This is a genomic window from Hoeflea phototrophica DFL-43 (genome assembly GCF_000154705.2).
Taxonomy (GTDB): Bacteria; Pseudomonadota; Alphaproteobacteria; order Rhizobiales; family Rhizobiaceae; genus Hoeflea; species Hoeflea phototrophica.
Genome location: NZ_CM002917.1, coordinates 2,498,071 through 2,523,435, shown reverse-complemented (window position 1 = coordinate 2,523,435; position 25,365 = coordinate 2,498,071). Strand labels below are relative to the sequence as shown.

The following is a 25,365-nucleotide window of genomic DNA, read 5'->3' as shown; positions in this document are numbered from 1 at the left end:
CGGCTTGTTAACCTGATAAATCCACACTACATTCAAACCATGAAGCAGCGGGCCTTGAACCCGTGAAGCTCAAGGAGAGTATGATGGGATTTGCCGTCATGACACTGACGCCGGCGGCTGCCGAGCGGGTCAAGACGATCGTCCGGAATGAAGAGGGCGCGGAAGGTATCCGCGTCAGCATCAAGAAGGGCGGCTGCGCCGGGATGGAGTATGCCATTGACCTGGCGACCGAAATCAATCCGAAGGACGACCGGATCGAGCGTGATGGGGCCGCGGTGTTCGTTGCGCCGGAGGCTGTGTTGTATCTGCTCGGGACCGAGATGGACTACGAAGTGACCAAGCTGCGCTCGGGCTTCGTGTTCAACAATCCGAACCAGACATCGGCCTGCGGCTGCGGCGAATCGGTCGAGCTCAAGCCCGCCGACCTGGCCAAGCTGGCCGAAGCCGGAAACCCGGTGGTACGCACGGATTGATCTGAATGACGTTGCACGCAGGTTGAGTTAGGACGTTCGAAAGTTGAGTCGTGAAATGCCCGCAAGTCGCTGACTTTGCGGGCGTTTTTATACTTATGGTGGTCTGCAATGCAAACGGCCGTAGATTTGGTTCTGCGTCACAGTTTCCGTCATGCCGGATTTGATCCGGCATCCAGCAGGCGAGCGTCTGCGAGCCGTTAGACTCTGGCTCGTTCTGACGCTGAAGGAGTCTCTCACCGCGCAGACGTGCGGTGGCTGGACCCCGGAGCAAGCACGGGGTGACGGGAGGCGAGGTTGTCCTACCTTTTCGTTACCCTGGCGGCATTGCCCACTCCGAAAAATTCACCCCCGCATCTTCGCGCCCGTTGGATCGAATGGCGGCTCCAGCGCGATCCTTGCCGGACGGCGGATGCCGAGGATTTCGATTTCGAACATTCCCTCAGTGGCGTTGGTCGCCAGCGCCGAGGGGATGTAGCCCTGGGCCATGGATGAGCCGATCGTGTGGGCATAGCCGCCCGAGGTGACCCAGCCGACCACACGCCAGTCGCCATCGCGCATGGTGCCGTCTTGGGGTTTGGCGATCTCCTGGCCATCGGCATCAAAGCGCGGTGCGCCATAACCATGGGGCGGTTCGATGGTGCCGTAATCAGTGTCGCCAACTTTCGCCCAGACCGGTTCATCGCCCATCACGTCCGCGTCCGCCGCATCGACCAGGAACGAGGTCCGCATCAGTTTCGGACCTTCTGCGTGCTCTTTCGCTGCCGCCTTGCGGCCTATGAAATCGTTCTTCGTGAGCTTGATGAAGCGCTCCATCCCGGCCTCATAGGGGCCGTAGATCGGCCGGAGCTCACGGAACCAGGTCGGGAAGTTCTTCTCGAGCCGCATCGAGAGCAGCGCGCGCATGCCGAAGTCGACAATGCCGAATTCGGCGCCGGCCTGCTTGATGCCGTCATAGATCCGGCGCTGGTAGGCCGGTTCCATCCAGATCTCGTAGCCAAGATCGCCGGTGTAGGTGATGCGGCCGACCACGCAGGGTGCCGCGTTCACGTCCATTTCCCTGATGTCCATGAAGCGGAAGGCGGTGGCCGAGACATCGTCATCGGTCAACTTTTCAAGCACCTTGCGGGCATTGGGACCGGCAATCGAGAGGCCGACCAGGTTCATGCCGATCCGGCGGATGGCGACCGGAGCATCTTTGGGCAGGTGCTGTTCGAACCAGCGCATGTGGTACTTTTGCGCGGCGATCGAGCCCCAGACCATGAAGCGGGTATCGGACAGCTTGGCGATGGTGAAGTCGCCGATCAGCTTGCCGTTGTCGTTGAGCATCGGTGTGAGCACGATGCGCCCGGTCTTGGGCATGGTGTTGGTCATCAGGTGATTGAGGAAGGCTTCCGCGCCTTCGCCGCTGACCTCGTATTTGGCGAAATTGGAGATCTCGGTGACGCCGACGCTTTCGCGCGTGCGCCGCACCTCTTCGCCGATCGGGCCGAAATCATTGGAACGGTGGAAGGAGAGCACGTCGTGCGCCTCTTCGGCGCTTGGAGCAAACCACAGAGGCGTCTCGAGCCCCCAGCTGTCGCCCATGACCGCGTGATTGTCACGAACCATGACATCGTAGAGCGGTGTGGTCTGCTGCGGCCGGGCGGCGGGCAATTCCTCATTGGGAAATCGGATGGAGAAGCGGCGTGAATAGTTCTCGCGCACCTTGGCATTGGTATAGCGCAGCGTGGCCCATTCGCCGTAGCGGGCCACATCCATGCCCCAGATGTCGGCGCCCGGATCGCCATCGACCATCCAGTTGGACAGCGCCAGACCAACGCCGCCACCCTGACTGAAACCCGCCATCACGCCGCAAGCGGTCCAGTAATTGGTCAGCCCCGGCACCGGGCCGACCAGCGGGTTGCCATCAGGCGCGAAGGTGAAGGGGCCGTTGATGATCTGCTTGATGCCGGCGTTTTCCAGTGCCGGGAAGTGGCGGAAGCCGACTTCGAGCGATGGCGCGATGCGGTCGAGATCCGGCGCCAGCAGTTCATGGCCGAAGGTCCACGGGGTTTCGACCGGCGACCATGGCTTGCAGGCCTTCTCATAGGTGCCGAGCAGGATGCCGGAGCGTTCCTGGCGGGTGTAGATCTCACCCTTGAAGTCGATCACGCCAATCAATTCGCGGCCGGTGCTGGCGTTGAACTCCAGCACTTCAGGCATTTCTTCGGTGAGCAGGTACATGTGCTCCATGGCGAGGACCGGGAGTTCCAGGCCTGCCATGCGGCCCACTTCGCGCGCCCACAGTCCGCCGGCATTGACCACGTGGTCGGCTTTCACCGTGCCTTGCTCAGTCACCACGTTCCAGCTGCCGTCCGCTTCCTGGGTGAGTTCTACTACGCGATTGCGGAGCACGATTTCCGCGCCGAGTTTTCGCGCCGCCTTGGCATAGGCGTGGGTGGTGCCGGAGGGATCGAGATGGCCCTCGACCGGATCCCAGAGGGCGCCGACGAAATTGCTTTCGTCCATCAGCGGGAACATGGCCCTGGCTTCGGACGGGGTGATCAGCTCGGTCTCCATGCCGAGATAACGGCCCTTGGCGTGGACCTGACGCAGAAAATCCATGCGTTCGGGCGTGTCGGCCATCATCACGCCGCCGGTCAGGTGCAGCCCGCAGGACTGGCCGGACAGCTCTTCGAGTTCCTCGTAAAGGCTGACGGTGTAGGCCTGCAGCTTGGCTACGTTGGGATCGCCATTGAGTGTGTGAAAGCCGCCAGCGGCATGCCAGGAGGAGCCGGATGTCAATTCCGAACGCTCGATCAGCATGACGTCGTTCCATCCGGCCTTGGCCAGATGGTAGAGCACCGAGCATCCGACCACTCCGCCGCCGATCACAACTGCCCTGACATGGGTTTTCATGGTTTGACTCCAGGCTCGAATTCGGCGGCAGATTGCGAGAACAATTGGCGGCGCACAAGAGGCAAAATGCGCCAGCGGGCCGGATTCACGTTTGTTCCGTGTTGCCTTTTGAAATCAACATAATAGTTTTCTCATAAGCTTCTTATTCTGCTCGGCTTAATAGGGTAAACAGATTCAGATCCTGTTCATGCAGGGCTGATAGATTGGATGGAATGAGAGACGCGCGGGACATAGCCTCCAAAGCGCGCGGCCATGTATGGCTGCGCCCGATTGGCTATGCCTTGTGTTTGACGGTCTCCCTGGCCTTGTTGCCACACACGACCCATGCCTTTGAAATCTTCGGGCTCAAGCTGTTTGAAGACGAGGCTTCCGAGACGCTCGAGATTGTTGATCCGCTGTCCTACACGGTCACGCTCGATGTCATCGGCAATGATCCCGACAATGCGCTTCAGGACAGGTTGAAAGCCGCTTCGCAGCTGGTTCAGGGGGCAGAGCGTCCGGTTTCGGGATCAATCGGCCTGATCCAGCGTGCCAATGGTGATTTTGAGCAACTTGTTGCGGTGCTTTATGAAAACGCCCGCTATGCCGGTGAAGTCAGCATCCTTCTGAATGGGCGAAACTTGGCCGGTTTGCCGGCTGATGCCAATCTGGAAGGCCAAGCCGCGGTTCCGGTCAGAATTGTTGTGACCCCCGGCCGGGAATTCCTGTTTGGGGATGTCAATGTCAGCACAAGTGACGGCCAGAGTTATGATGCCGGAGATACGGAGCTGGTGTCGGGGGCTGTTGCTCGCTCGACCGTCATCCTCGATGCAGAGACAGCCCTGATACAAGACCTCAGGGGAGCCGGGCATCCATCTGCGAAAGTCTCGGGCCGTGATGTGGTTGCCGATCACGCAAATGGCGTGCTCGATGTGTCCTTGACGCTTGATGACGGGCCTGTGGCAGCGTTTGGCGCGACTTCGGTCGATGGGGCGCAATCGGTGGATTCGGACTTCATCGCGATGATGGCCGGTGTGCCTGAGGGCGAGCGCTACGATCCGGAAGACCTGGCAGCGGCCGCGCGGCGGTTGCGTGCCCTTGAGGTGTTTTCAAGCGTCAATGTGCGTGAAGGCGAGAGCCTTTCGGCCGATGGTTCGGTGCCGGTCGGCATCAGCGTGTCTGAGCGCAAGCACCGGTATCTGGGGCTGGGTGCGACCTTCTCGTCGACCGATGGTGGCGGCATGGAAGCCTATTGGGGCCATCGTAACCTGTTTGGCCGCGCGGAGAAATTCAGGCTTGAAGGTTCGTTCGGCGGAGTCGGCAGCACCAGCAATCCGGAAGACCTGACCTGGCGCGGCGCAGCGCTGTTCGAAAAGCCCGGCGTTCTGGGGCCTGCGTCGAAATTCACATCGCATCTTGAGGTGAAGCAGGAAGACCCTGACGCCTACCGCCGGTTCTCGGTCGAGGGAGGCGTGGGGCTGGGTTATGAGCTGACGGCCGAGCAGTCTGTTTCAGCCGGGCTGGTGGTCGAGTATGCCAAACTGACCGACAGCTTCATTGTGGACCTGGAAACCATCACCGTTGCGGTTCCGCTGGAATATGTACGCGACACGCGCAATGACAAACTCAATCCGGTCACCGGCACACGGCTGGCGCTGCTGGTGGAGCCGGCTTACGAGGTCAATAGCGGGGCGACCTTCGTCAAGCTGAGGGCCGAAGGCTCCGCATACCAGGCTCTGGATGCTGAGAAGCGTTTCGTGCTCGCCGGCCGGGTTGCCGCGGGCTCGATTTATGGGGCGGATCTTGCTGAGGTCCCCGCCAACCGCCGCTTCTACGCAGGTGGCGGCGGCTCGGTCCGCGGCTATGGCTTCCAGGATATCGGGCCGCGTGACGGCGCCGGAACGCCCACTGGCGGACTTTCCATGCTCGAGACGTCCGCGGAATTGCGCATCCAGATCACCGACACCATCGGGATCGTGCCGTTCCTCGATGCCGGCCTGGTCAGCTCCAGCGAGAGTTTCTCGGATTCGAGCTTCAAGGCTGGTGCGGGGGTTGGTCTGCGTTATCTGACCCCGTTCGGACCCTTGCGTGTTGATGTGGCGTTGCCGCTCAACAAGGAAGCGGGTGACCCGGATTACGGGATCTATGCCGGAATCGGGCAGGCATTTTAGGATGTCTCAAGCAGACAGAAGCAAGCGGCGTCCGGGCAGGTTCTGGCGCGTGTCCCGGTGGTTTGTCATCTTGCTGCTGGTGATTGCCGGTCTTGCGGTTCTGATTTTAACAACCTCGCCGGGCGGCCGGCTGATCGCGCTCACTCTCAACCGGCTTGGGTCCGGGCCTGGGCAAAGCGTGGAAATCGACCGGATCGAAGGACTGTTGTCCGGCTCCACCCGGATCGGGCATGTGCTTGTGTCCGACGCCAGCGGCGAGCCCTGGCTGTTGATCAAGGGGATCAGCATCGACTGGTCACCATTTGCGCTTGTTTCCTCTGACCTTGCCGTTGATGATCTGCGCATCGAGCGGGTTGAGCTTGCAAGGTTGCCGGATGCGGGGGACGAGGCAGGCACAAGCGGTGGCGGCCTGCAGCTTCCGCTTGCGGTCGACATCAAGCGCTTTTCCGCCGACGACATCCTGTTGGGAGAGCCGGTCGCCGGCCGCGTGGCACGGCTCGAGGCAAGCGGCAGCTTTGGCGTCGATGCAGCCCTGTCCAAAGGGCTCGCCGATCTGACCGTGAACCGCATTGATGGCGTTGGCGGCCAATTCAGCGTCGATGCCGATTATCTCGAGAGGGAAGACCGGTTCAACATTTCGGCCAATCTCAGCGAGCCTGCCGGCGGCGTGATGGCCCATCTGCTTGATCTTGCGCCCGAAGATGCGATCAGCTTGTCCGTGACCTCGCAGGGCTCGCTGGCGGACTGGCGGCTTTCGCTCGATGGTTCGATCAATGACGAACTGGTTGCCGCTGCAAAGCTGAAAGTTGTTGCAGGGGATGCGGGCGATGCCGTGTCGCTGCAGGCAGATGGCGCATTTGACCGGTTCCTGCCGCCGGAGCTGGGGCAACTGGCGGAAGGCCGCAGCGACCTCATTCTCGAAGCCTTGATCGAGCCGGGCCAGACCGGCGCCGTGATCGACATCTTCACCTTCACGTCAGAGCGGCTCAGCGCTGAGGGCCGCGGGCGGGTGGCGCGCGAGGGCGAGGTTGATCTGACGGCCTCCGTTTCACCGCGTACGCCTTCAGCGATGTTGCAATTTGGAGCGGGAATATCAGCGGTCAGTCTGTCGGTGCCCGAGACGGAAATCCGGGTGTCAGGCAGCGCCCGGGAGGCGTCGATGCGCCTTGTGACTTCGGTGGCGAGCATCAGCAGTGCGGACTTCAGTGCTGACGATGTGGCGGCCGTGGTCGATTTTGGACGCTTCTCTGTCGCCAGTCAGAGCGGAGACGGGCAGGTCAATATCACTGTCGGGGCGATCGGCTCTGCCAATGACATGGTTGCGCGCGCCGTCGCTGGTGGCGTGACCATTGGCGGCGACATAAGGCTTCAAGAGGGGGGCGAGATCAGCAGCGAGCTGATTGCCGTGCGCTCCGGGGTTGCGGATGTCCGGCTTGAAAATCTCGTTCGCCAAGCGGCCGGCGATCTCGGCGTCAACCTCTCGGGGGACATACGAAGTGCCGTGCTGTCGGCGCAGGCTGAGGCGGTTTTGGGCGACACGATCAGTTTCTCCGCAGCACTGGCGCGCGACGCGGCGGGTGCCGCCAGCATTGAGGATATTGCAGTTTCATCGGCTGTGGCTGCGGCCTCGGGTCAGGCGAGCCTTGGCACGCAGGGGGAGATTGCGGCGGATCTGAAGGCGCAGCTCACCGATCTTGGCGGCCTTGGGGACGCGATTTCGGGCTCGCTTGAGCTGAGTGCCGTTGTGACCGGTACAATGGCGGCCCCGGATTTCGAGGCAACGCTGACCGGTAATGGGTTGCAGGTACAGGGCAGGGAGCTCTCCGAACTGAAGCTTGAGGCCAGTGGTGTGGCGGATCCCGCATCCCCCCGCGCGGATGTTGCGCTCAGCGGCAGCATTGACGGTCAGGCGATCGTGGGAACGGCCAGACTGGGACGAACCGACGGCGTGATGCGCATTTATCCGCTGCGGCTGCAGGTTGCTTCCAACCTGATTTCAGGATCGTTGACGCTGGATGATGCGTTCCGGCCCATGGGCAGTATCAATCTCGAACTGGATGATATCGCGTCGCTTTCTGCGCTGGCCCTGCAGAACATCGAGGGCAATGGCGGCGGGACGCTGACTTTTGATATCCGGGATGGCATGCCGGTCGCCGATGTCGCGCTGAAGTTCCCGCTGATCGCACATCCGAGTGCCGACATCCGGGGCATCCGGCTCGATCTCCTGGTTGAGGACCTGCTTGGCGCGCCGAGTCCCACCGGTACACTCGACGTTTCTAAACTGGCAGCCGGCGGCAATGACATGTCCGGGCTGCGGCTTGAGTTCTCGCAAGCACAGGGTTGGACGGAATTGGATGCCAGGGCTCAGGCTGCCGGCCTGCCAGTCAGCCTGAAGGGACGGGTGAGGGCCGGCGATGCCGGGACCGAGCTGGAGTTCGAAGCAGGGCGAACCGTCTACAAGGGGCTGACAGTGGATTTGCGTGGCCCCGCCCGGGCGGTGATCAGCGGTGGGACAACGCGGATCGAGCGGCTTGTGATCTCTCCGGGTGGCGGCGAGATATCGGTGACCGGTACCGCCGGCGAAAGCCTCGACATTGACGTGGTGCTGTCTGATCTGCCGTTGGCGCTGGTCAATGCGCTGGCGCCCGGTTCCGGCTTGTCGGGAGCGGTTTCCGGCCGCGTCGATGTTACAGGCACGACGGCGTCCCCCGCGATCCGCTACACGCTCAATGGCTCGAATGTGCGCGCCTTCGCGGCGTCGTCGGTGGCCGATGTGGCGCTGTCGGTGAGCGCTTCGGGTGGGCTGCAGCAGGGACGGCTTAGCTTCGACGCACGGGCCGGCGGTGGCGGGCTGGCGTTCACGGCCAATGGCGGGCTGGATACCGGCGGGGCCCAGCAACTTTCGGCGCGGGTTAACGGCAATGTTCCGTTTTCGCTTCTGTCCGCGCCACTGGCGCAGCAGGGCCTTGCGCTGTCGGGCGCGGCCAATGTGGACCTTGCGGTTTCGGGTGCAGCAGCAAATCCTGAGATATCGGGAACCATTTCGACGTCCAGCGCCCGGCTGGTGGATGGCCGCTCGGGGATCGCGATTGACAATTTGTCCGCTGTGATCGGGCTTGTTCCGGGCCAGGCTTCCATTCGATCTCTGTCAGGTGAGTTGTCATCGGGAGGACAGATCAGCGGATCGGGCAGCATCGGGCTTGCCCCTGGCTCTGGCTACCCTGCTGATCTGAACCTGAAGGTGCAGCGCGGGCGCTATGCCGACGGACAGATGGTTGCCACCCGCTTTGATGCTGATCTCAACCTTTCCGGGTCTCTCGTGGCGCGTCCGACAATAAGTGGTCTGGTCAGCCTTGATGAAACAACGATTTCAATTCCAGACAGTTTGCCGGCCTCGATCTCGCAACTGGATGTGACCCACAAGAATGCACCGGCCGCGGTCTCTGCCCAGTCGGAGCGGCTTTCACATGAGCAGAATGACGGCTCGTCCGGTGGTCTCGGGTTGAATGTGGAGGTGCGGGCCAGCCGGATCTTCGTGCGCGGGCGTGGACTGGACACCGAGCTTGGAGGCGCGGTGCGTCTTACCGGCAGCACTGGCGCGCCGATGGCTGCAGGCGGGTTCGATCTCTTGCGCGGGCGGCTGACTGTTTTGGGCAAGCGGCTTGATTTCGATCGCGGCAAGCTTGGCTTCGCGGGGTCGGTCGTGCCGATTCTCGACTTTGCCGCGTCGAGCCGGTCGGGCAGCACAACGGTCACGGTTTTGGTGACGGGTCCCGCCAACCGACCAGAATTCAGGTTTACCTCAAGTCCGCAACTGCCTGAGGACGAGGCCCTGGCGCAGTTGATCTTCGGCCGCTCGCTTGATGATCTCTCGCCGGTGCAGATCGCGCAACTGGCCGAGGCAGCAGGGCAGCTCACCGGTGTTGTCAATGGCGGCGGCCTGGTGGAACAGCTCCGCCGTGCGACCGGGGTAGATGACATTGATGTGCGCACCGATGAGGAGACCGGCGAGACTGCGATCGGCGTTGGCAAATACCTCAATGACCGGACCTATTTGGGGCTTGAAAGCGGTGCCACTGCCGGCTCGGGCAAGGCGAAAATCGATCTCGATATCGGCCGTGGGATCAAGTTGCGCGGCGAGGCGGATTCCAGTGGCGAAACCAAGGGTGGAATTTTCTTCGAGCGCGAATACTGAGCCCGTGGCACCTTGCTCACCGCAAGTTGACTGCTTTTGAGTGGGGTCTGGCGCCAAGTGACATTGCCGGTGATTGAAATTCTGCCGCAACCGCCCCATTTTCACATCTGTTGTATGATGCTTCCATTCAAGGAGCCGCCTGTGAGCAAGACTTTCGCAAAAACCGACGACGCCATTGCCAAACTGACCCCCGAACAGTTCCGCGTGACCCAGCAGAACGGCACGGAGCGCCCCTTTACCGGGGAGTACAACGACAACAAGGCGGTGGGGATCTATGTCGACATCGTTTCGGGCGAGCCGTTGTTTGCCTCGTCTGACAAATTCGACAGCGGTTGCGGCTGGCCGAGCTTCACCAAGCCGATCGAGCCGGCGAATGTCGCCGAGTTGCGCGACAGCAGTCACGGCATGATCCGCACCGAAGTGCGCTCAAAGCATGGTGACAGCCATCTGGGCCACGTGTTTCCCGACGGTCCGCAGGATCGCGGCGGGCTTCGATACTGCATCAATTCGGCCTCGCTGCGCTTCATTGCGAAGGCGGACATGGTGGCCGAGGGCTATGGCGACTACATTAATCAGGTGGAGGATATCTGAATGAGCGAACGTGCTGTACTGGCCGGTGGCTGCTTCTGGGGCATGCAGGATCTGATCCGCAAGATGCCCGGTGTCATCAAGACCCGTGTGGGCTATACTGGTGGGGATGTGAAGAACGCCACCTATCGCAATCATGGCACCCATGCTGAAGGCATCGAGATCAACTATGATCCGAACCGGATCAGCTACCGGGAGCTGCTGGAGTTTTTCTTCCAGATCCATGACCCGACCACGCCCAACCGGCAGGGCAATGACCGCGGCATGTCCTACCGTTCGGCGATCTACTATGCGGACGACCGGCAGAGGGCGATTGCGGTCGACACCATTGCCGATGTCAACGCCTCCGGTCTGTGGCCAGGCAAGGTCGTGACCGAGGTTGAGCCCGTCGGTGATTTCTGGGAGGCCGAACCGGAGCATCAGGACTATCTCGAGCGCATTCCGCACGGCTACACCTGCCATTTCGTGCGGCCGGACTGGGTGCTGCCGAAGCGGGATGCGGCCGAATAGACTGCTGGAAATACACCCATGATCGGGACTAGGGTGACCGGCGAAAGCCGGTCGCTCGCATTTTCAAAGCCGGCTTGAGCCGGGTTGATGCCGGGAAACAGCGACATGGGATCTCAGATGTTCAATTTCGACAACAGCTATGCGCGGGAGCTCGAGGGGTTTTACGTGCCCTGGAAGGGTGCGGAGGTTCCGGCTCCGAAGATGGTAAGGTTCAACGGGGCTCTTGCTAAGGAGCTGCAGCTGGATCCGGCGGCGCTCGACAGCGATGAAGGCGCTGCGATCTTTGCCGGACATACTGCGCCCGAGGGCGCGTCACCGCTGGCGATGGCCTATGCGGGGCATCAGTTCGGCGGGTTTTCGGCGCAGCTTGGCGATGGGCGCGCTCTGCTTCTCGGCGAGGTGATCGACGCTGGCGGCGTGCGCCGGGACATCCATCTCAAGGGGTCCGGACGGACGCCGTTCTCGCGCGGTGGCGACGGCAAGGCGGTGATCGGTCCGGTGCTGCGCGAATACATCATCGGCGAAGCCATGCATGCGCTTGGCGTGCCGACCACGCGAGCACTGGCAGCGGTGACAACCGGCGAAGACATCATGCGCCAGAACGGGCTTGAGCCGGGCGCGGTTCTGGCGCGGGTGGCATCGAGCCATCTGCGCGTGGGGACATTCCAATTCTTTGCCGCGCGTGGCGAGACCGAAAAGCTCAGGCAATTGGCCGACTACGCCATTGACCGGCACTATCCGGAGCTTGCCGGGCAGCCGGGGCGCTATCTCGGGCTTCTAGCGGCCGTGCGTGACCGGCAGGCGGCGCTGATTGCGCAATGGATGCTCTTCGGTTTCGTGCACGGGGTGATGAACACCGACAATATGACGATTTCCGGCGAGACCATCGATTATGGCCCGTGCGCCTTCATTGACGGATATGATCCGGCAACGGTGTTCAGCTCGATCGACCACACCGGTCGCTATGCCTATGGCAATCAGCCGCAGATCGCACAGTGGAACCTGGCGCGGCTGGCCGAAACCCTGCTTGATCTGATCAATCCCGATGACAGCGAGGATGCGGTGGCCAAGGCGGGCGAGGTGATCAACGGCTTTCCCGCAGCCTATCAGCGTGCGTGGCTCACAGGCATGCGCACAAAGCTCGGCATGGTCCGCGAAGAGGCAGAGGACCTGGAGCTTGCCACCGGGCTGCTTTCGGTGCTTGAGACCCAGAACGCCGATTTCACCCGCGTCTTCCGCAGTCTTTCAAAAACTGTGGCAGGTGACGCATCTGCAAGCCGTGCGCTGTTTGCCAATCCCGCCGGGTTCGATGTCTGGCTGCCGCTCTGGCAGTCACGGCTTGAGCGTGAGGATGCGCCCGCTGAGACCAGAATTGCCGCCATGAACAAAGCCAACCCGGTCTATATCCCGCGCAATCACATGGTCGAGGCGGCTCTGGAATCCGCCACCAGGGGTGATCTGGCGCCGTTCGAGCGGTTGGTTGATGTGCTGGCGGATCCCTTCACCGAGAGGCCGGGACTCGAGGTCTTTGCACTCGGCGCGCCTTCCGATTTGGGAGCCTACACCACCTATTGCGGCACCTGATTCGGTGTGCACTCAGGCCTTTTTCAGAAACTCGGTTCTGAGCACCAGTCCCTTGATCTTCTCGACCCGGCATTCGACCGCGTCGGGATTGCCAGTCAGGCGGATGCCCTTGACCAGCGTGCCCCGCTTGATGGTGGACGAGGTGCCCTTGACCTTGAGATCCTTGATCACGGTGACATTGTCGCCGTCGGCCAATGCGGTTCCGTTGCTGTCTCGCGTTTCGTCGCTCATATCGCTCACTTACTGGGTTGATGTGCGGGTGGTGTAGCGCTGGTGTATGCTTGGGGAAAGCGGTTCTTGCCCGCGTGTGTGCCTTTCCTGGGGCCAAGCCATCGCCTGACACATGACTGTAATGCTGATCGCCTAGCAGTTTCGCCTTGATCCATTGGAGGTATCCGTCATGTCAAACCCCGCCCGTCTTGCCCTTGCCGCGCTGTTGTGCGCCGTGCCGTTTGCCGGCGCTGCCTTAGCTTCCGATGTTCAGGTCGGGCCGCGCCCCGGATTTCTGGTGGGCAAGATGGCCGATCGCGCGCTCAAGGACAAGCTGATGGCCTGCATGGGCGAACCTGTTGACAAGACGCTGTTTTCCATCGGCCACCGCGGGGCGCCGCTGCAGTTTGCCGAGCATACCAAGGAATCCTATGAGGCGGCGGCGGCGATGGGGGCAGGGATCATCGAGTGCGATGTGACCTTCACCAGGGACAAGGAGCTGGTCTGCCGCCATGCGCAGAACGATCTGCACACCACCACCAACATTCTGGCCACGGATCTGGCGGGCAATTGCACCAAGGGCTTCACTCCCGCAACCGCTGACGGCAAGGCATCGGCGGAGTGCCGCACCTCCGACATCACGCTCGACGAGTTCCTGACGCTAAACGGCAAGATGGATGCCGCCAATTCCGCGGCGCAGACGGTGGATGAGTATATGGACGGGACCGCCAAATGGCGCACCGATCTCTATGCCGCTGCCGGGGGCACGGTGATGACCCACAAGCAGTCGATCGCGCTGATCGCCTCGCTTGGGGCCAAGTTCACGCCCGAGCTCAAATCGCCATCGGTGGAGATGCCGTTTGACGGCTTCACCCAGGCCGATTACGCGCAGAAGATGATCGACGAGTACAAGGAGGCTGGCATTCCGGCCTCCGATGTCTGGCCGCAATCCTTCAATCTCGAGGATGTTCTCTACTGGATCGAAAACGAGCCGGAATTCGGAGCCCAGGCGGTCTATCTCGATGGCCGCTACAGCGACAACGGGTTTGATCCGCTCAAGCCCGAGACCCTGAAACCGTCGATGCAGGAACTTGCGGACAAGGGCGTTCGCTACATCGCGCCGCCGATCTGGGTGCTGCTCACGGTGGAGAACGGCAAGATCGTGCCGTCTGCCTACGCTCTCGAAGCGCGCAAGGCCGGTCTCAACATCATTTCCTGGTCGTTTGAACGCTCCGGCCCGCTCAACAGCGGCGGCGGCTGGTACTACCAGTCGGTGAGCGACGTGATTTCAAGCGACGGCCAGATGTACGAGGTTCTCGATGTGCTGGCGCAGGATGTGGGCATTGCCGGCATGTTCTCCGACTGGCCTGCAACCGTGAGCTATTATGCAAGCTGCATGGGCCTCAAATAGCATCGGGGCAGCTTGCGGCGGTTTCCCGTCTTTTGCGCCGGCAGCCACGATGCCGCAGGCCTGAGTGTGGCCTGCGGCGAAATGTTTGGTCTCAAAACGGCCCTTAGGGTTGCGCAATGGCTCCCGGGGCGTCACACAGCAGGGTGATCGCCGCAATTGGCGGCCTGCCGGGTTCCCGGCATTGATCCCTACCCAGGAAAATCAGGTTTGAAAAAGCAAGTACGCACCACCTTCACCGACCGCCGTCAGGATGCCATGGAGGCCAAACAGCGGCTTCTGGACAAAATGAAGGCCGCGCCGAAGGCGGATGACCCGGAAATGATTGCCAAACGCGCCGAACGCGAGGCGATCGCCAAGGCGCGCGAAGAGCGCCGCGCCGAGCGTGAGCGGGTGAAGCTCGAAGAACAGGCTCTCAAGGCCGCCCAGGATGCCGCCGACGCCGAAGCGGCCTACGCCGCCGAACACGCCGAAGCCATCGCCCGCGAGGCCGATGAAGCCGCCCGCGCCGAACGCGCCGTCGCCGACATGGCCGCCATGAAGGAAAAGCGCGACAAGCGCTACGCGGCGCGCAAGGCGCGGCGCTAGTTTCTTGGCTTTCCGGTTTCCTCCTCTCCCCTTGTGGGAGAGGAGGCAATTTCAGCGTCTTAGCCGAAGGCTAAGTGCTAGAAATTGCAGGTGAGGGGGTAATCCCCCCGTTTTTAACGGGGCTCGGCGGTAGAATTCACGCGGCCATTTTGAGTTTCTGTGCGGGAGTTATGCCGCCGATGCCCATATTGGGCCGTTCGTTGTTATAGGTCCATAGCCATTGCGTGGCGAACTCCTGTGCCTCCTCGATGCTTTCGATGATGTATTGGTCGAGCCATTCATGCCGGACTGTGCGGTTGTAGCGCTCGACATAGGCATTTTGCTGCGGCTTGCCGGGCTGAATGTGGCTCAACGCGATGCCTTGTGTTTCGGCCCACTCCATCAGTTTACCACTGACATATTCGGGGCCGTTATCGACTCGTATCGACATCGGTTTGCCGCGCCATTCGATGATCTGGTTCAGACTGCGGATGACGCGCTCGGCGGGAAGCGAGAAATCCACTTCGATGCCGAGCCCTTCGCGGTTGAAGTCGTCAAGGACATTCAACAGCCGGAACTGCCTTCCATCCTCCAGACGGTCCGCCATGAAGTCCATGGACCAGACCAGGTTTGGCTGATCCGGGACGGCCAGTGCATCCGGTTTGTCCCGCTTCAAACGCTTACGCGGCTTGATCCGCAGGTTCAGTTCCAGTTTGCGGTAGATGCGATAGACACGCTTGTGGTTCCAACGATGTCCCTGGACGTTGCGCAGATACAGGAAGCACAGGCCAAAACCCCAGGTCTTCTTGGCCCTCGTCAGTCCGATCAGGAGATCGGCAATATGCTCATTCTCGTCGTTCAGCTTTGCACTGTAACGATAACAGGTCTCGCTGACCTCGAAGGTGCGGCAGGCAAGCGCAATACTCACCCCTCGCAACGCCACTGCTTTCCCGGCCATCTCCCGGCGTTGAGATGGCCGCGTCATTTTTTTCCAAGAGCCTCTTTCAGAAGTTCGGCCTGCATGCTCATCTCGGCATACATTTTCTTCAGCCGGCGGTTCTCGTCTTCCAGAGCCTTCATCTGGCTGATCATCGAGGCGTCCATGCCGCCGTACTTGGCCCGCCATTTGTAAAATGAGGCCGTGCTCATCCCATGCTCCCGGCACAACTCTGGCACCGGGACGCCGCCTTCTGCCTGGCGCAGGATCGCCAGGATTTGTGGTTCGCTAAATCTGCTCGTCTTCATCGAAATCTCCTCGATCATATTGCCGAGAAAATTCTACTTTTGAAGCCCGTTATTTTGAGGGGGGATTACCATCCGGCGGGGCGTCATATTGTCCATAGTCTAGCTCCATTCCGTCGCTTAATTTAGTTCTAAGCCGATAGAACTCAAAATCCTCATAAATAACTTCTGATGGATACTTTTGAACAATAATTTTAGCGGCAGATTCACGTGTCGCCGAATTGCGTAGCTGTATTAGTGGTTCGATTTCTCCGATTCGCCAAAGTGGCGGCCCATAGTGAAAAAATCCGATTGCTAGGGCTTCTTGGATTAGCCCCGCATCGTCTTTCAACCATTCAGGAAAAGTAACATCGCTAGCTTTGTATCGATATGGGTTAGAAACAATCCGGTGGGCTCCACCAAAATCAGACCGAAAAAAAACTACCATTCCAGAAAAATTCAACAATGAGATTTTCGGCTCGTGTTGCACGAATTTTCATTCCGTTACGGGTATCGCAACGTGGGCATCTAGAGTTGATCTTCGTTCCAACTTTTTCTGCCGTGATCCGGAGTCCCGGATCACGGAAACAATTGGAACAGAAGAGAAATTTATCTGCCATAAGTAAACGCCCCTTGCACTCTCACCTATGCAAAGAGCAAGTTAAGGGTCTCTCAGCTACACCCGCTCGTAGATCCACACGTGTCGCACTTCTCGCATGTCCCGTTCCTCACCATGGTGAAGTTCTGGCATTCGGAGCACATGTTGCCGGTGTAGCCCTGCATGATCGACTTGGCGCGGCGGTCGGCCTCGAGTTTCTTGGCGTCCGCCTTGGCTGTGGCTGCGTCCTCGGCGGCCTCGTCGGAGAACAGGGTTTCCTCGATCTCGATTTCGGCAGCCAGTTCCTCGGCACGCTCCTCATAGTCGCGCTTGAAGGCGGTGGCGCCTTCGATGTCGAGGGCGGCGGGTTCCGATTTGACCGCCAGGTTGCCGGCACCCTTGCCGGAGAACGAGGCGGTGATCACCGAGGCGCCGGAGGCTGGGGCAGATCCGGCCTGGCCCTTGGGTTCGGCGTTGGCAGCCGCGCCGGCGCTGGTGACGACCTTGAGCGAGGCGCCGCGGGTCAGGCCCTTGGAGAAGGGCTGTGCCTTGCCTTCGGAAATGCCCTTGCCGAGTGCGGTGTTGCCGAAGTCGGAGGTGTCGACATGGGCGAGGTCGTGACGCTGCAGGTAGGAGACGGCCAGCTCGCGGAAGATGTAATCCAGGATCGAGGTGGCGTTCTTGATGGCGTCGTTGCCCTGAACCATTCCGGCCGGCTCGAACTTGGTGAAGGTGAAGGCCTCCACATATTCTTCCAGCGGCACGCCATATTGCAGGCCGAGCGAGATGGCGATGGCGAAGTTGTTCATCATCGCCCGGAAGGCGGCACCTTCCTTGTGCATGTCGATGAAGATCTCGCCGATGCGGCCATCGTCGAATTCGCCGGTGCGCAGGTACACCTTGTGGCCGCCGATGACGGCTTTCTGGGTGTAGCCCTTGCGGCGGTTGGGCAGCTTCTCGCGGTCGCGGTAAAGCCGCTCGACCACCCGCTCGACGATCTTTTCGGTGACGGTGACGGCCTGGGCGGCGGCGGGCTGAGCCACCAGCGCCTCGATGGCGTCATCCTCGTCCTCATCATCCTCGATCAGCGAGGCGTTGAGCGGCTGGGAGAGTTTCGAGCCGTCGCGGTAAAGCGCGTTGGCCTTGAGCGCCAGCTTCCAGGAGAGCATGTAGGCGCTCTTGCAGTCATCAACGGTGGCCTCGTTGGGCATGTTGATGGTCTTGGAGATGGCGCCTGAGATGAACGGCTGGGCAGCCGCCATCATGCGGATGTGGCTGTCGACCGAGAGGTAGCGCTTGCCGACCTTGCCGCAAGGATTGGCGCAATCAAAGACCGGGTAATGTTCGGTCTTCAGGTGCGGCGCGCCTTCCAACGTCATCGCTCCGCACACATGGATGTTGGCGGCCTCGATGTCCTTGCGGGAAAAGCCGATGGCGGCCAGCAGGTCGAAGGCGAAGTCGTCCATCTGCTCGTCGGTCAGGCCAAGCACGGATTTGCAGAAATCCTCGCCAAGCGTCCACTTGTTGAAGACGAACTTGATGTCGAAGGCTGCCTTGGTGGCGGCGTTGATCGCCTCGATCTTCTCGTCGGTGAAGCCCTTGGCCTTGAGCGAGCCGGGGTTGACGCCCGGCGCCTGGTTGATGTTGCCGTGGCCAACCGCATAGGCCTCGATCTCGGCCAGCTGCGCTTCGGAGTAGCCCAGCGTGCGCAGTGCCTCGGGAACCGCGTTGTTGATGATCTTGAAGTAGCCGCCGCCGGCGAGCTTCTTGAACTTGACCAGGGCGAAATCAGGCTCGATGCCGGTGGTGTCGCAATCCATCACCAGACCGATGGTGCCGGTCGGCGCAATCACCGAGACCTGGGCATTGCGGAAGCCGTTTTTCGTGCCAAGCTCGAGTGCCTTGTCCCAGGCCGCCGTGGCATGCTTGATCAGATCCTGGTCCGGGCACTCATCATGGATCAGCGCCACCGGATTGACCGACAGGCCTTCATAGCCGCTGTCCTCGCCATGGGCTGCAAGGCGATGGTTGCGGATCACGCGGAGCATGTTGGTCTTGTTGTCCTTGTAGCCCGGGAAGGCGCCCAGCTCACCGGCGATTTCAGCCGAGGTGGCATAGGACACGCCGGTCATGATCGCGGTCAGCGCGCCGCAGATGGCGCGGCCTTCCTTGGAGTCATAAGGAATGCCGGTGGTCATCAGCAGGCCGCCGATATTGGCGTAGCCGAGGCCCAGTGTGCGGTACTTGTAGGAGAGCTCTGCGATCTGGCGCGAAGGGAACTGCGCCATCATCACCGAGACTTCAAGCACAAGCGTCCAGAGGCGGACGGCGTGCTCGTAATCGGCGATGTTGATGCGCTTGGTGTCCGCATCCTTGAAGCGAAGCAGGTTGAGCGAGGCAAGGTTGCAGGCCGTGTCATCAAGGAACATGTATTCCGAGCACGGATTGGACGCGCGGATCGGGCCGGCTGCGGGGCAGGTGTGCCAGTCGTTCATGGTGGTGTTGAAGTGCAGGCCCGGATCAGCGGATGCCCAGGCGGCATGGCCGATCTGTTCCCACAGGTCGCGGGCCTTCAAGGTCTTCATCACCTTGCCGTCCTTGCGGGCGGTCAGGTTCCAGTCGCCATCGGTTTCGACGGCGCGCAGGAAGTCATCCTTGATCGAGACCGAGTTGTTGGAGTTCTGGCCAGACACGGTGAGATAGGCTTCCGAATCCCAGTCGGTGTCGTAGGTCTTGAACTCGATGTCGGTGTAACCCTGGCGGGCGAACTGGATAACGCGCTTGACGTAGTTCTCGGGCACCTGGTTCTTCTTGGCGGCCTTGATCTCACGCTTGAGGGCAGGGTTCTGGTTGGGGTCGAAGCAGGCGTCATTGTCGGCCTCGCAGTTGAGGCACGCCTTCATGATCGCGGTGAGATGCGCAGCGACGATCTTGGAACCGGTGACCAGGGCCGCAACCTTCTGCTCTTCCTTAACCTTCCAGTTGATGTAGTCCTCGATATCGGGGTGATCGATGTCGACCACCACCATCTTGGCCGCGCGGCGGGTGGTGCCGCCGGACTTGATGGCGCCCGCGGCACGGTCACCGATCTTGAGGAAGCTCATCAGGCCCGACGACTTGCCGCCGCCCGAGAGTTTTTCGCCTTCGCCGCGCAGATGCGAGAAGTTGGAGCCGGTGCCTGAGCCATATTTGAACAGACGCGCTTCACGCACCCACAGATCCATGATGCCGTTGTCGTTGACGAGGTCGTCCTCGACCGACTGGATGAAGCAGGCATGCGGCTGGGGGTGCTCGTAGGAGGATTTCGACTTGGTCAGCTTGCCGGTGAACGGGTCGACATAGAAATGACCCTGGCCGGGGCCGTCGATGCCGTAGGCCCAGTGCAGGCCGGTGTTGAACCATTGTGGCGAGTTGGGGGCGACGCGCTGGGTGGCGAGCATGTAGGCCTGCTCATCCATGAAGGCGCGGGCATCTTCTTCCGAGGTGAAATATCCGCCCTTCCAGCCCCAGTAGGTCCAGGTGCCGGCGAGCCGGTCAAAGACCTGGCGGGCGTCGGTTTCCGAGCCGTAGCGCTCGTCTTCGGGAAGCTCTGCGAGGGCTTTCTCATCGGCGACCGAGCGCCACAGCCATGAGGGGACCGAGTTTTCCTCGACCTTCTTCAGCCGCGCGGGAACGCCGGCCTTGCGGAAATATTTCTGGGCCAGGATGTCGGCAGCGACCTGGCTGAACTGAACCGGCACATCGATATCTGCAAGGCGAAACACGATCGAACCATCCGGGTTTCTGATCTCGCTTGTGGCCTTGCGGAATTCGATATCTGCGTAGGCAGACTGACCTTCTTTGGTGAACCGTCGTTCAATGCGCATTGTGTCTCTCTTCTTTGTCCCACGCCGCCCGCATGCCTTGCGATACGGCAATAACTTTCCCGCAGGCGGCCCAGTCATTGAGCAGCCGGTTCAACTCGGTCACATGGTGTGATTCCTGTCGCCAGAAATCCTGTATCTTGTGGTAGGATGGGCTGCAAACACTAAATATAGTATTAACAGCTTCTTTACGCCAGCCCCAAACTCAGCGCTGCGGCACAATTTTCCGGCGCAAAACACGCCCCTCCGTTCACCGCACTGATGTGTGCAGAAACAGATACATCACCGAAAAACTATGATTTTGACTGGCCTCGAAACTCTCCAGCCGCGCCACCGCCGCAACGTCTGTCCTATTAGCATCGACTCGCGCGGATGCGTCAAGGGGTTGTTTGTGACGGATTCATGAACACCATATCTGGTAAGATGGCATTGTGGAAAACGAGGACAATTGACGCCTTTTTGACAAAAGGCACTGGCCCTGAACGAAACAAGCTGAAGCCCGTTTTTGATGGCCGCTAGAGTTTTTGTGAGCATCGCCGGGGAGGGCGGAAAGCCTGATCAGGCGGCTTCGCCCAGATCCATTGCGGCGCGAATCAGATCCTTCAGACCGGGCTCGTCGACCAGGCCGATGGCTTCGGCGACAGGAAACCATTGCCGGGTCCGCTCGGTTTTTTCCGGCCACTGCTTTTTTTCTTCCTTGAGATTGACCTCATAGACATCGACATCGCACAGCACATCGCCACGACGTGGACGTTGCTTGACGTAGCGATAGTGACCGATGGAACGGGGCGACACCAATTCGCCAGTCACGCCCGCCTCTTCCCAGGCCTCGCGCAGGGCTGCGGCGGGGCCATCTTCGTCATTTTCGATCCATCCCTTGGGAACGATCCAGCGACCCGTATCGCGGCTGGTGATCAGCAGCAGTTCCCGCTTCTCGGCTTCGCCACGAAACACGGCAGCCGCAGCCTGGCGCAAAGGCTTGCCACGGCCAAGGCGGCTGGTTTCGCTGGGCTGACGAAACAGGTCCAGCAGCTTGCGCAGTTTGTCGAGTGGGGTCATGTGTGGCGAATCATCTCCATGGACTATGTTCGCATTCAAATATGACGATTTTGCTTCAAATCAAAGCAAGCCGGCTAAAGTTTCTAGGTGTGGATATTCCACAAGAGCAGTTTACGACCATTTTTGATGGCGGTTTCGACTGGCTTGTTTTGCAGATTTTCGCGGCATTCTCGCTCATGGCGTACGCAGATTTGCGTCAGGTTGTTTGGTGGCCGCGAGAAGGGCGCCAGCGTTGTGTAGTGCTTAGTCCGATGTCTTGCCGGACGATACTCTGGAGCGCCTGAAAACCAGCCATGCGATCAGGAACAGCGCTGCGCCAAAGTAAAACCATGCCCCGGGCAGCGGCAGCAGTGGCGAAGGGCCTGACACATTGGAGAGCACCATATTGGCGCTCAGCGGCGCGAGTATGATGACAAGACTGTTGACCGAGCCAATGGCGCCTTGAAGCAGGCCTTGCTCATCCTTGCCGACAGCCTGGGATGAGAGCGATTTGAGTGCGGGTTCCGCCGAGGCCGCACCCAGGATGAAGAGCCCGATCAGCGGCACCGCGATCAATCCGTTGTCGGTCATGGCAAAGACCAGCAGGCTGGCCGCCGCGAGCAGGTAGCCTGCGTCGATCACCGGCCTCTCGCCAAAACGGCTGACCAGCTTTCCGACCAGAAACCCCTGCACGATGATGTACATCAGCCCGACAAAGGCCAGTGAGAAGGCGGCTTGGCGCACACCCCATTCAAAGCGGAAATCGGCATAGAGCACCCAGATGCTTTCAAGTCCGCGCTGGGCCATGAAAACCAGGAAGAAGCAGACCAGATAGGGCGTGAGATGCGGCAATCGCGTCAGCATGCGCAGTGCTGAGAATGGATTGCTCGCGCGCAACCCGGGGAAGGGGCGGCGGTTGGCCTTTGGCAGCGACTCGGGCAACACGAAAAAACCGAACACGACATTGGCGCAAACCAGCAGCCCCGAGACGAGAAATGGCAGCTGGATGTCGATCTCCCCCAGCAGGCCGCCCAGAAACGGTCCGATCACGAAGCCGATGCCGAAGGCCATGCCGATGAAGCCGAAATTCCGCGCCCTGGTCTCAGGCGTCGAGACATCGGCAACATAGGCGGTGGCGGTGGAAACGGTGGCGCCGAAGACGCCCGAGACAAACCGTGCCACCGCGATCCACCACAGCGAAGGTGCGAGCGCCATAAGGAAGTAATCCAGCGCCAGACCGGTTTGCGCGGTCAGCAGCACCGGGCGCCGGCCATAGGCGTCAGAGAGATTGCCAAGCAGGGGCGAGAAGGCAAATTGCGCCAATGCATAGAGAATGGCGATAAGGCCGTTGTAGAATGCGGCCTCGGAGAGGGTGTAGCTGCCCACGCCCTGAATGAGTTTGGGCAGAAGCGGGTAGGCCAGGCCCACCCCCATCATGTCGATGGTGACCACTAGAAAGATGAAAACAAGCGGCTTGCGGCCGGACCGCGCCGGCGCTTCGGATTCAGGCTTTGGGGCGGCCTCGAGCCCGTCTTGTTGCCGGCTCAGCCGCGTGTGTCCTTGGCAATCGGCTCGACATAGGCGAAGCCCATATCCCAGGGGAAGTAGATCCAGGTATCCTGGCTCACCTCGGTGATGAAAGTGTCGACCAGCGGGCGCCCCTTGGGTTTGGCGTAGACGGTTGCGAAATGCGCCTTTGGCAGCATTGCGCGGACAATCGCGGCGGTCTTGCCGGTGTCGGTCAGATCGTCGACGATCAGAACACCTTCGCCTTCGGTCTCGAGGATCTCGGAATTGATCTCCTTGAGCACCTTCATGTCACCCTGGCTGAGGTAGTCATGATAGGACGCCACCGACACCGTATCGATGCGGCGAATGTCGAGTTCGCGCGATATGATCGCTGCGGGAACAAGGCCGCCGCGAGTGATGCAGACGATCGCGCTCCATGTCTGACCCGAGCCACTCAGCCTCCAGGCAAGGGCGCGGGCATCGCGATGGAATTGGTCCCAGGAAACCGGAAAGGCTTTGTCGGGAAGAGACATGGTGCGAGTCCTCGAAATTGCGTGGCTTGGCCTCTGGGCTGTCAAGCATTCAAGGTGCTGTCATTAACCGGAATTCCGGTTTGAGCGCAAGTCAGGCCTTACCGGCAAAGTGTTGCCGGCCGCACGTTTGTCGGATGGCCAGCAAGCGGCTGGGAGCGGCGCAGGGATTACCGTGACATCAAAACCGCAACCGGCGCTTTTTCGATGAAGGCGCGGGTCACGCCGCCGAACAGCCATTCGCGCAGGCGTTGATGGGTATAAGCGCCCATCACCAGAAGATCGGCATTGCTGGCCTTGATCTGGGCGGCGATCGCCTCGGCGGTTGAGTGTGAACCTTTCGAGGCGGTCGTGACATTGGCATGTATGCCATGGCGCGACAGGGTGGCTGCAAGGTCGGTGCCTGCCAATGGCGCATCGATGTCGGGCAACTTGTCGGGATCGATCACGACGATCTCGACAGCGCTTGCGGCCTTGAGCAGGGGCAGGGCGTCATGGGCGGCGCGGGCAGCCTCGCGGGAACCGTCCCAGGCGATCAGAACGCGCTTGACCGGAGCGGCGAGATCTCCGCCTGGCGGCAGAAACAGCACGGGACGGCCACTTTCAAACAGCAGTGCATCAATATTGGTGGCCATGTCCTCGTTGGCGTCCCGGTCAGCCTGGCGAACGATCACCAGATCGCAGGAGCGGGCGCTCACCAGGGCCGAAATCGCGCTGTCGCCGCCGGGAGAGCGGACAGGCCGCCATTCATAGGACAGGCCTGCCGTCGTGCAGGCCTTGGCGAAGGCGTCGCCGATTTCTTGCATGCGTGCATCGGCCTGTTCGTAAAGCGCGGCTATTGTGGCGGCGTCGGGGACATCGATGGGTGCTGAAAGCACAACGAATTGCGAGGGCTCGCCATGGCAACCGATGACATGGACTTCGGCGGACGCGGCCAGCCCGGCAACGGCTTGTGTCACCGGCGCGACATCGGACACGCTGGATAAAACAGCAAGGATCGTGTGATAAGCCATTGCGACATCTCCTTGAAAAGGTTGGACTCACATCCAGATGCCGACAGCATGCGCTGCGCTTGGGACGGGCGCATTGATCCTTGTCAAACGGTGGCGGTCAGATCAGCCGGCCTGATGGTGGAGAGCATCGATTCGATGTCGATCCTGGCGGCGCCAATGGCGGATTCGTCGCGGCCCCGAATGACGATCTCGGTGGAAAATCCCTGCCCGGAAAACCGTGGATAAGATCCGATGTTTACGTCGGGATGGGCCTTGGCTATGGCCGACAGGGGGTCGCCGATATCACCTTCCCCATAGGGGCAGCTGACCTTGTCGGACAGCACCTTGGTGCCGGCATTGAGGGTGGGCAGCACGTTGTCGAGCATGGCCTGAAACACCGAAGGAACGCCTGCCATGACATGGACATTGCCAATGATGAAGCCTGGGGCGCAACTGACCGGGTTGGCGATGTGCCGGCTGCCTTCAGGCATTCGGGCCATGCGGCGGCGTGCTTCGGTGAACTCGAGCCCGCGTTCGGCATAATGCGCGCTCAGCAGTGCCAGCGCGTCGGGATCGTGCCCGCAATTGACGCCAAAGGCCTTGGCGACGGCGTCGGCGGTGATGTCATCATGGGTCGGGCCGATGCCGCCTGAGGTGAACACATAGTCATAACGCGCCCGCAATGCATTGAGTGCCTCCACGATGCGGGCCTCATCGTCCGGCACGATCCGGACTTCGAGAAGATCGATCCCGGCAGCCGTCAGCATCTCGGCGAGATGGCCGATGTTCTTGTCCTTGGTCCTGCCGGACAGCAGTTCATCGCCGATTGCAAGCGCCGACGCGGTCACGGTCACGGTAGTGGTCAGTTCCGTCATTCTGTTCCTCCCCCAGAACGGGATGATTAAACGGATTTTTTTTGGCAGTGCAAGTGAGAAGCCCTTGTCAAAGAATGATCCGATTTATGAACAAACCGTCCTTAATTGCGCGTCTTTTTGTGAACGCAGGAGGTCCCATATCCGGACTCTACCGCA

General features: G+C 60.7%; 18 protein-coding genes. 8 read left to right on the top strand and 10 right to left on the bottom strand.

Features of this window, described 5'->3' with window-relative positions; genetic code table 11:
* The first annotated feature begins 83 nt into the window (after window positions 1-83).
* The gene (sufA, locus tag HPDFL43_RS11995) at window positions 84-473 is read left to right on the top strand and encodes a Fe-S cluster assembly scaffold SufA (protein WP_040450140.1); all 390 of its coding nucleotides are present in this window, start codon (window positions 84-86) and stop codon (window positions 471-473) included.
* Window positions 474-815: 342 nt separating this feature from the next.
* Here the strand turns inward: sufA and HPDFL43_RS11990 are convergent, their stop codons facing one another.
* Complete coding sequence (locus HPDFL43_RS11990; protein WP_007197607.1) at window positions 816-3,371, bottom strand: GcvT family protein; 2,556 nt, start codon at window positions 3,369-3,371, stop codon at window positions 816-818.
* 212 nt (window positions 3,372-3,583) lie between these two features.
* Between HPDFL43_RS11990 and HPDFL43_RS11985 the strand changes: the two genes are divergently transcribed.
* From HPDFL43_RS11985 to HPDFL43_RS11965, 5 genes are all read left to right on the top strand, one after another.
* Window positions 3,584-5,521, top strand: a complete 1,938-nt coding sequence (locus HPDFL43_RS11985) for an autotransporter assembly complex protein TamA (protein ID WP_007197606.1) — start codon at window positions 3,584-3,586, stop codon at window positions 5,519-5,521.
* A 49-nt stretch (window positions 5,522-5,570) separates the two neighbouring features.
* A complete protein-coding gene (locus HPDFL43_RS11980; protein ID WP_169743246.1) occupies window positions 5,571-9,716 on the top strand; it encodes a translocation/assembly module TamB domain-containing protein in 4,146 nt (1,381 codons plus the stop codon).
* A gap of 141 nt (window positions 9,717-9,857) precedes the next feature.
* Window positions 9,858-10,307, top strand: a complete 450-nt coding sequence (gene msrB, locus HPDFL43_RS11975) for a peptide-methionine (R)-S-oxide reductase MsrB (protein WP_245271047.1) — start codon at window positions 9,858-9,860, stop codon at window positions 10,305-10,307.
* Window positions 10,308-10,814 (top strand): peptide-methionine (S)-S-oxide reductase MsrA, encoded by a 507-nt coding sequence (msrA, locus tag HPDFL43_RS11970; protein WP_007197603.1) that lies wholly within the window; start codon window positions 10,308-10,310, stop codon window positions 10,812-10,814.
* Between the two features lie 105 nt (window positions 10,815-10,919).
* The gene (locus HPDFL43_RS11965; RefSeq protein ID WP_040450138.1) at window positions 10,920-12,398 is read left to right on the top strand and encodes a protein adenylyltransferase SelO; all 1,479 of its coding nucleotides are present in this window, start codon (window positions 10,920-10,922) and stop codon (window positions 12,396-12,398) included.
* A gap of 12 nt (window positions 12,399-12,410) precedes the next feature.
* Here the strand turns inward: HPDFL43_RS11965 and HPDFL43_RS11960 are convergent, their stop codons facing one another.
* The gene (locus HPDFL43_RS11960; RefSeq protein WP_007197601.1) at window positions 12,411-12,629 is read right to left on the bottom strand and encodes an alkylphosphonate utilization protein; all 219 of its coding nucleotides are present in this window, start codon (window positions 12,627-12,629) and stop codon (window positions 12,411-12,413) included.
* A gap of 169 nt (window positions 12,630-12,798) precedes the next feature.
* Between HPDFL43_RS11960 and HPDFL43_RS11955 the strand changes: the two genes are divergently transcribed.
* Entirely contained in the window at window positions 12,799-14,019 is a 1,221-nt protein-coding gene (locus tag HPDFL43_RS11955; protein WP_007197600.1) for a glycerophosphodiester phosphodiesterase family protein, read from the top strand.
* Window positions 14,020-14,226: 207 nt separating this feature from the next.
* Window positions 14,227-14,604 (top strand): DUF6481 family protein, encoded by a 378-nt coding sequence (locus HPDFL43_RS11950; protein WP_040449213.1) that lies wholly within the window; start codon window positions 14,227-14,229, stop codon window positions 14,602-14,604.
* A 136-nt stretch (window positions 14,605-14,740) separates the two neighbouring features.
* Here the strand turns inward: HPDFL43_RS11950 and HPDFL43_RS11945 are convergent.
* From HPDFL43_RS11945 to HPDFL43_RS11910, 8 genes are all read right to left on the bottom strand, one after another.
* Window positions 14,741-15,828 (bottom strand): IS3 family transposase gene (locus HPDFL43_RS11945; RefSeq protein WP_156970198.1). Its coding sequence is split into 2 segments (ribosomal slippage): window positions 14,741-15,573 and window positions 15,573-15,828, totalling 1,089 coding nucleotides; the frame shifts between segments, so codons are not numbered across the junction.
* 49 nt (window positions 15,829-15,877) lie between these two features.
* A complete protein-coding gene (locus HPDFL43_RS21970; RefSeq protein WP_156970265.1) occupies window positions 15,878-16,294 on the bottom strand; it encodes a hypothetical protein in 417 nt (138 codons plus the stop codon).
* A 182-nt stretch (window positions 16,295-16,476) separates the two neighbouring features.
* The gene (locus tag HPDFL43_RS11935) at window positions 16,477-20,268 is read right to left on the bottom strand and encodes a vitamin B12-dependent ribonucleotide reductase (protein WP_007197598.1); all 3,792 of its coding nucleotides are present in this window, start codon (window positions 20,266-20,268) and stop codon (window positions 16,477-16,479) included.
* A gap of 555 nt (window positions 20,269-20,823) precedes the next feature.
* Window positions 20,824-21,324: an NUDIX hydrolase gene (locus HPDFL43_RS11930; RefSeq protein ID WP_007197597.1), complete on the bottom strand. Its 501-nt coding sequence runs from the start codon at window positions 21,322-21,324 to the stop codon at window positions 20,824-20,826.
* Window positions 21,325-21,567: 243 nt separating this feature from the next.
* On the bottom strand, window positions 21,568-22,755 hold the full coding sequence (locus tag HPDFL43_RS11925) for an MFS transporter (RefSeq protein ID WP_007197596.1): 1,188 nt from the start codon (window positions 22,753-22,755) through the stop codon (window positions 21,568-21,570).
* Between the two features lie 92 nt (window positions 22,756-22,847).
* On the bottom strand, window positions 22,848-23,345 hold the full coding sequence (gpt, locus tag HPDFL43_RS11920; RefSeq protein WP_007197595.1) for a xanthine phosphoribosyltransferase: 498 nt from the start codon (window positions 23,343-23,345) through the stop codon (window positions 22,848-22,850).
* 167 nt (window positions 23,346-23,512) lie between these two features.
* Entirely contained in the window at window positions 23,513-24,355 is an 843-nt protein-coding gene (locus HPDFL43_RS11915; protein ID WP_007197594.1) for a universal stress protein, read from the bottom strand.
* Window positions 24,356-24,438: 83 nt separating this feature from the next.
* Complete coding sequence (locus tag HPDFL43_RS11910; RefSeq protein ID WP_245271144.1) at window positions 24,439-25,200, bottom strand: competence/damage-inducible protein A; 762 nt, start codon at window positions 25,198-25,200, stop codon at window positions 24,439-24,441.
* Between the last annotated feature and the right edge of the window lie 165 nt (window positions 25,201-25,365).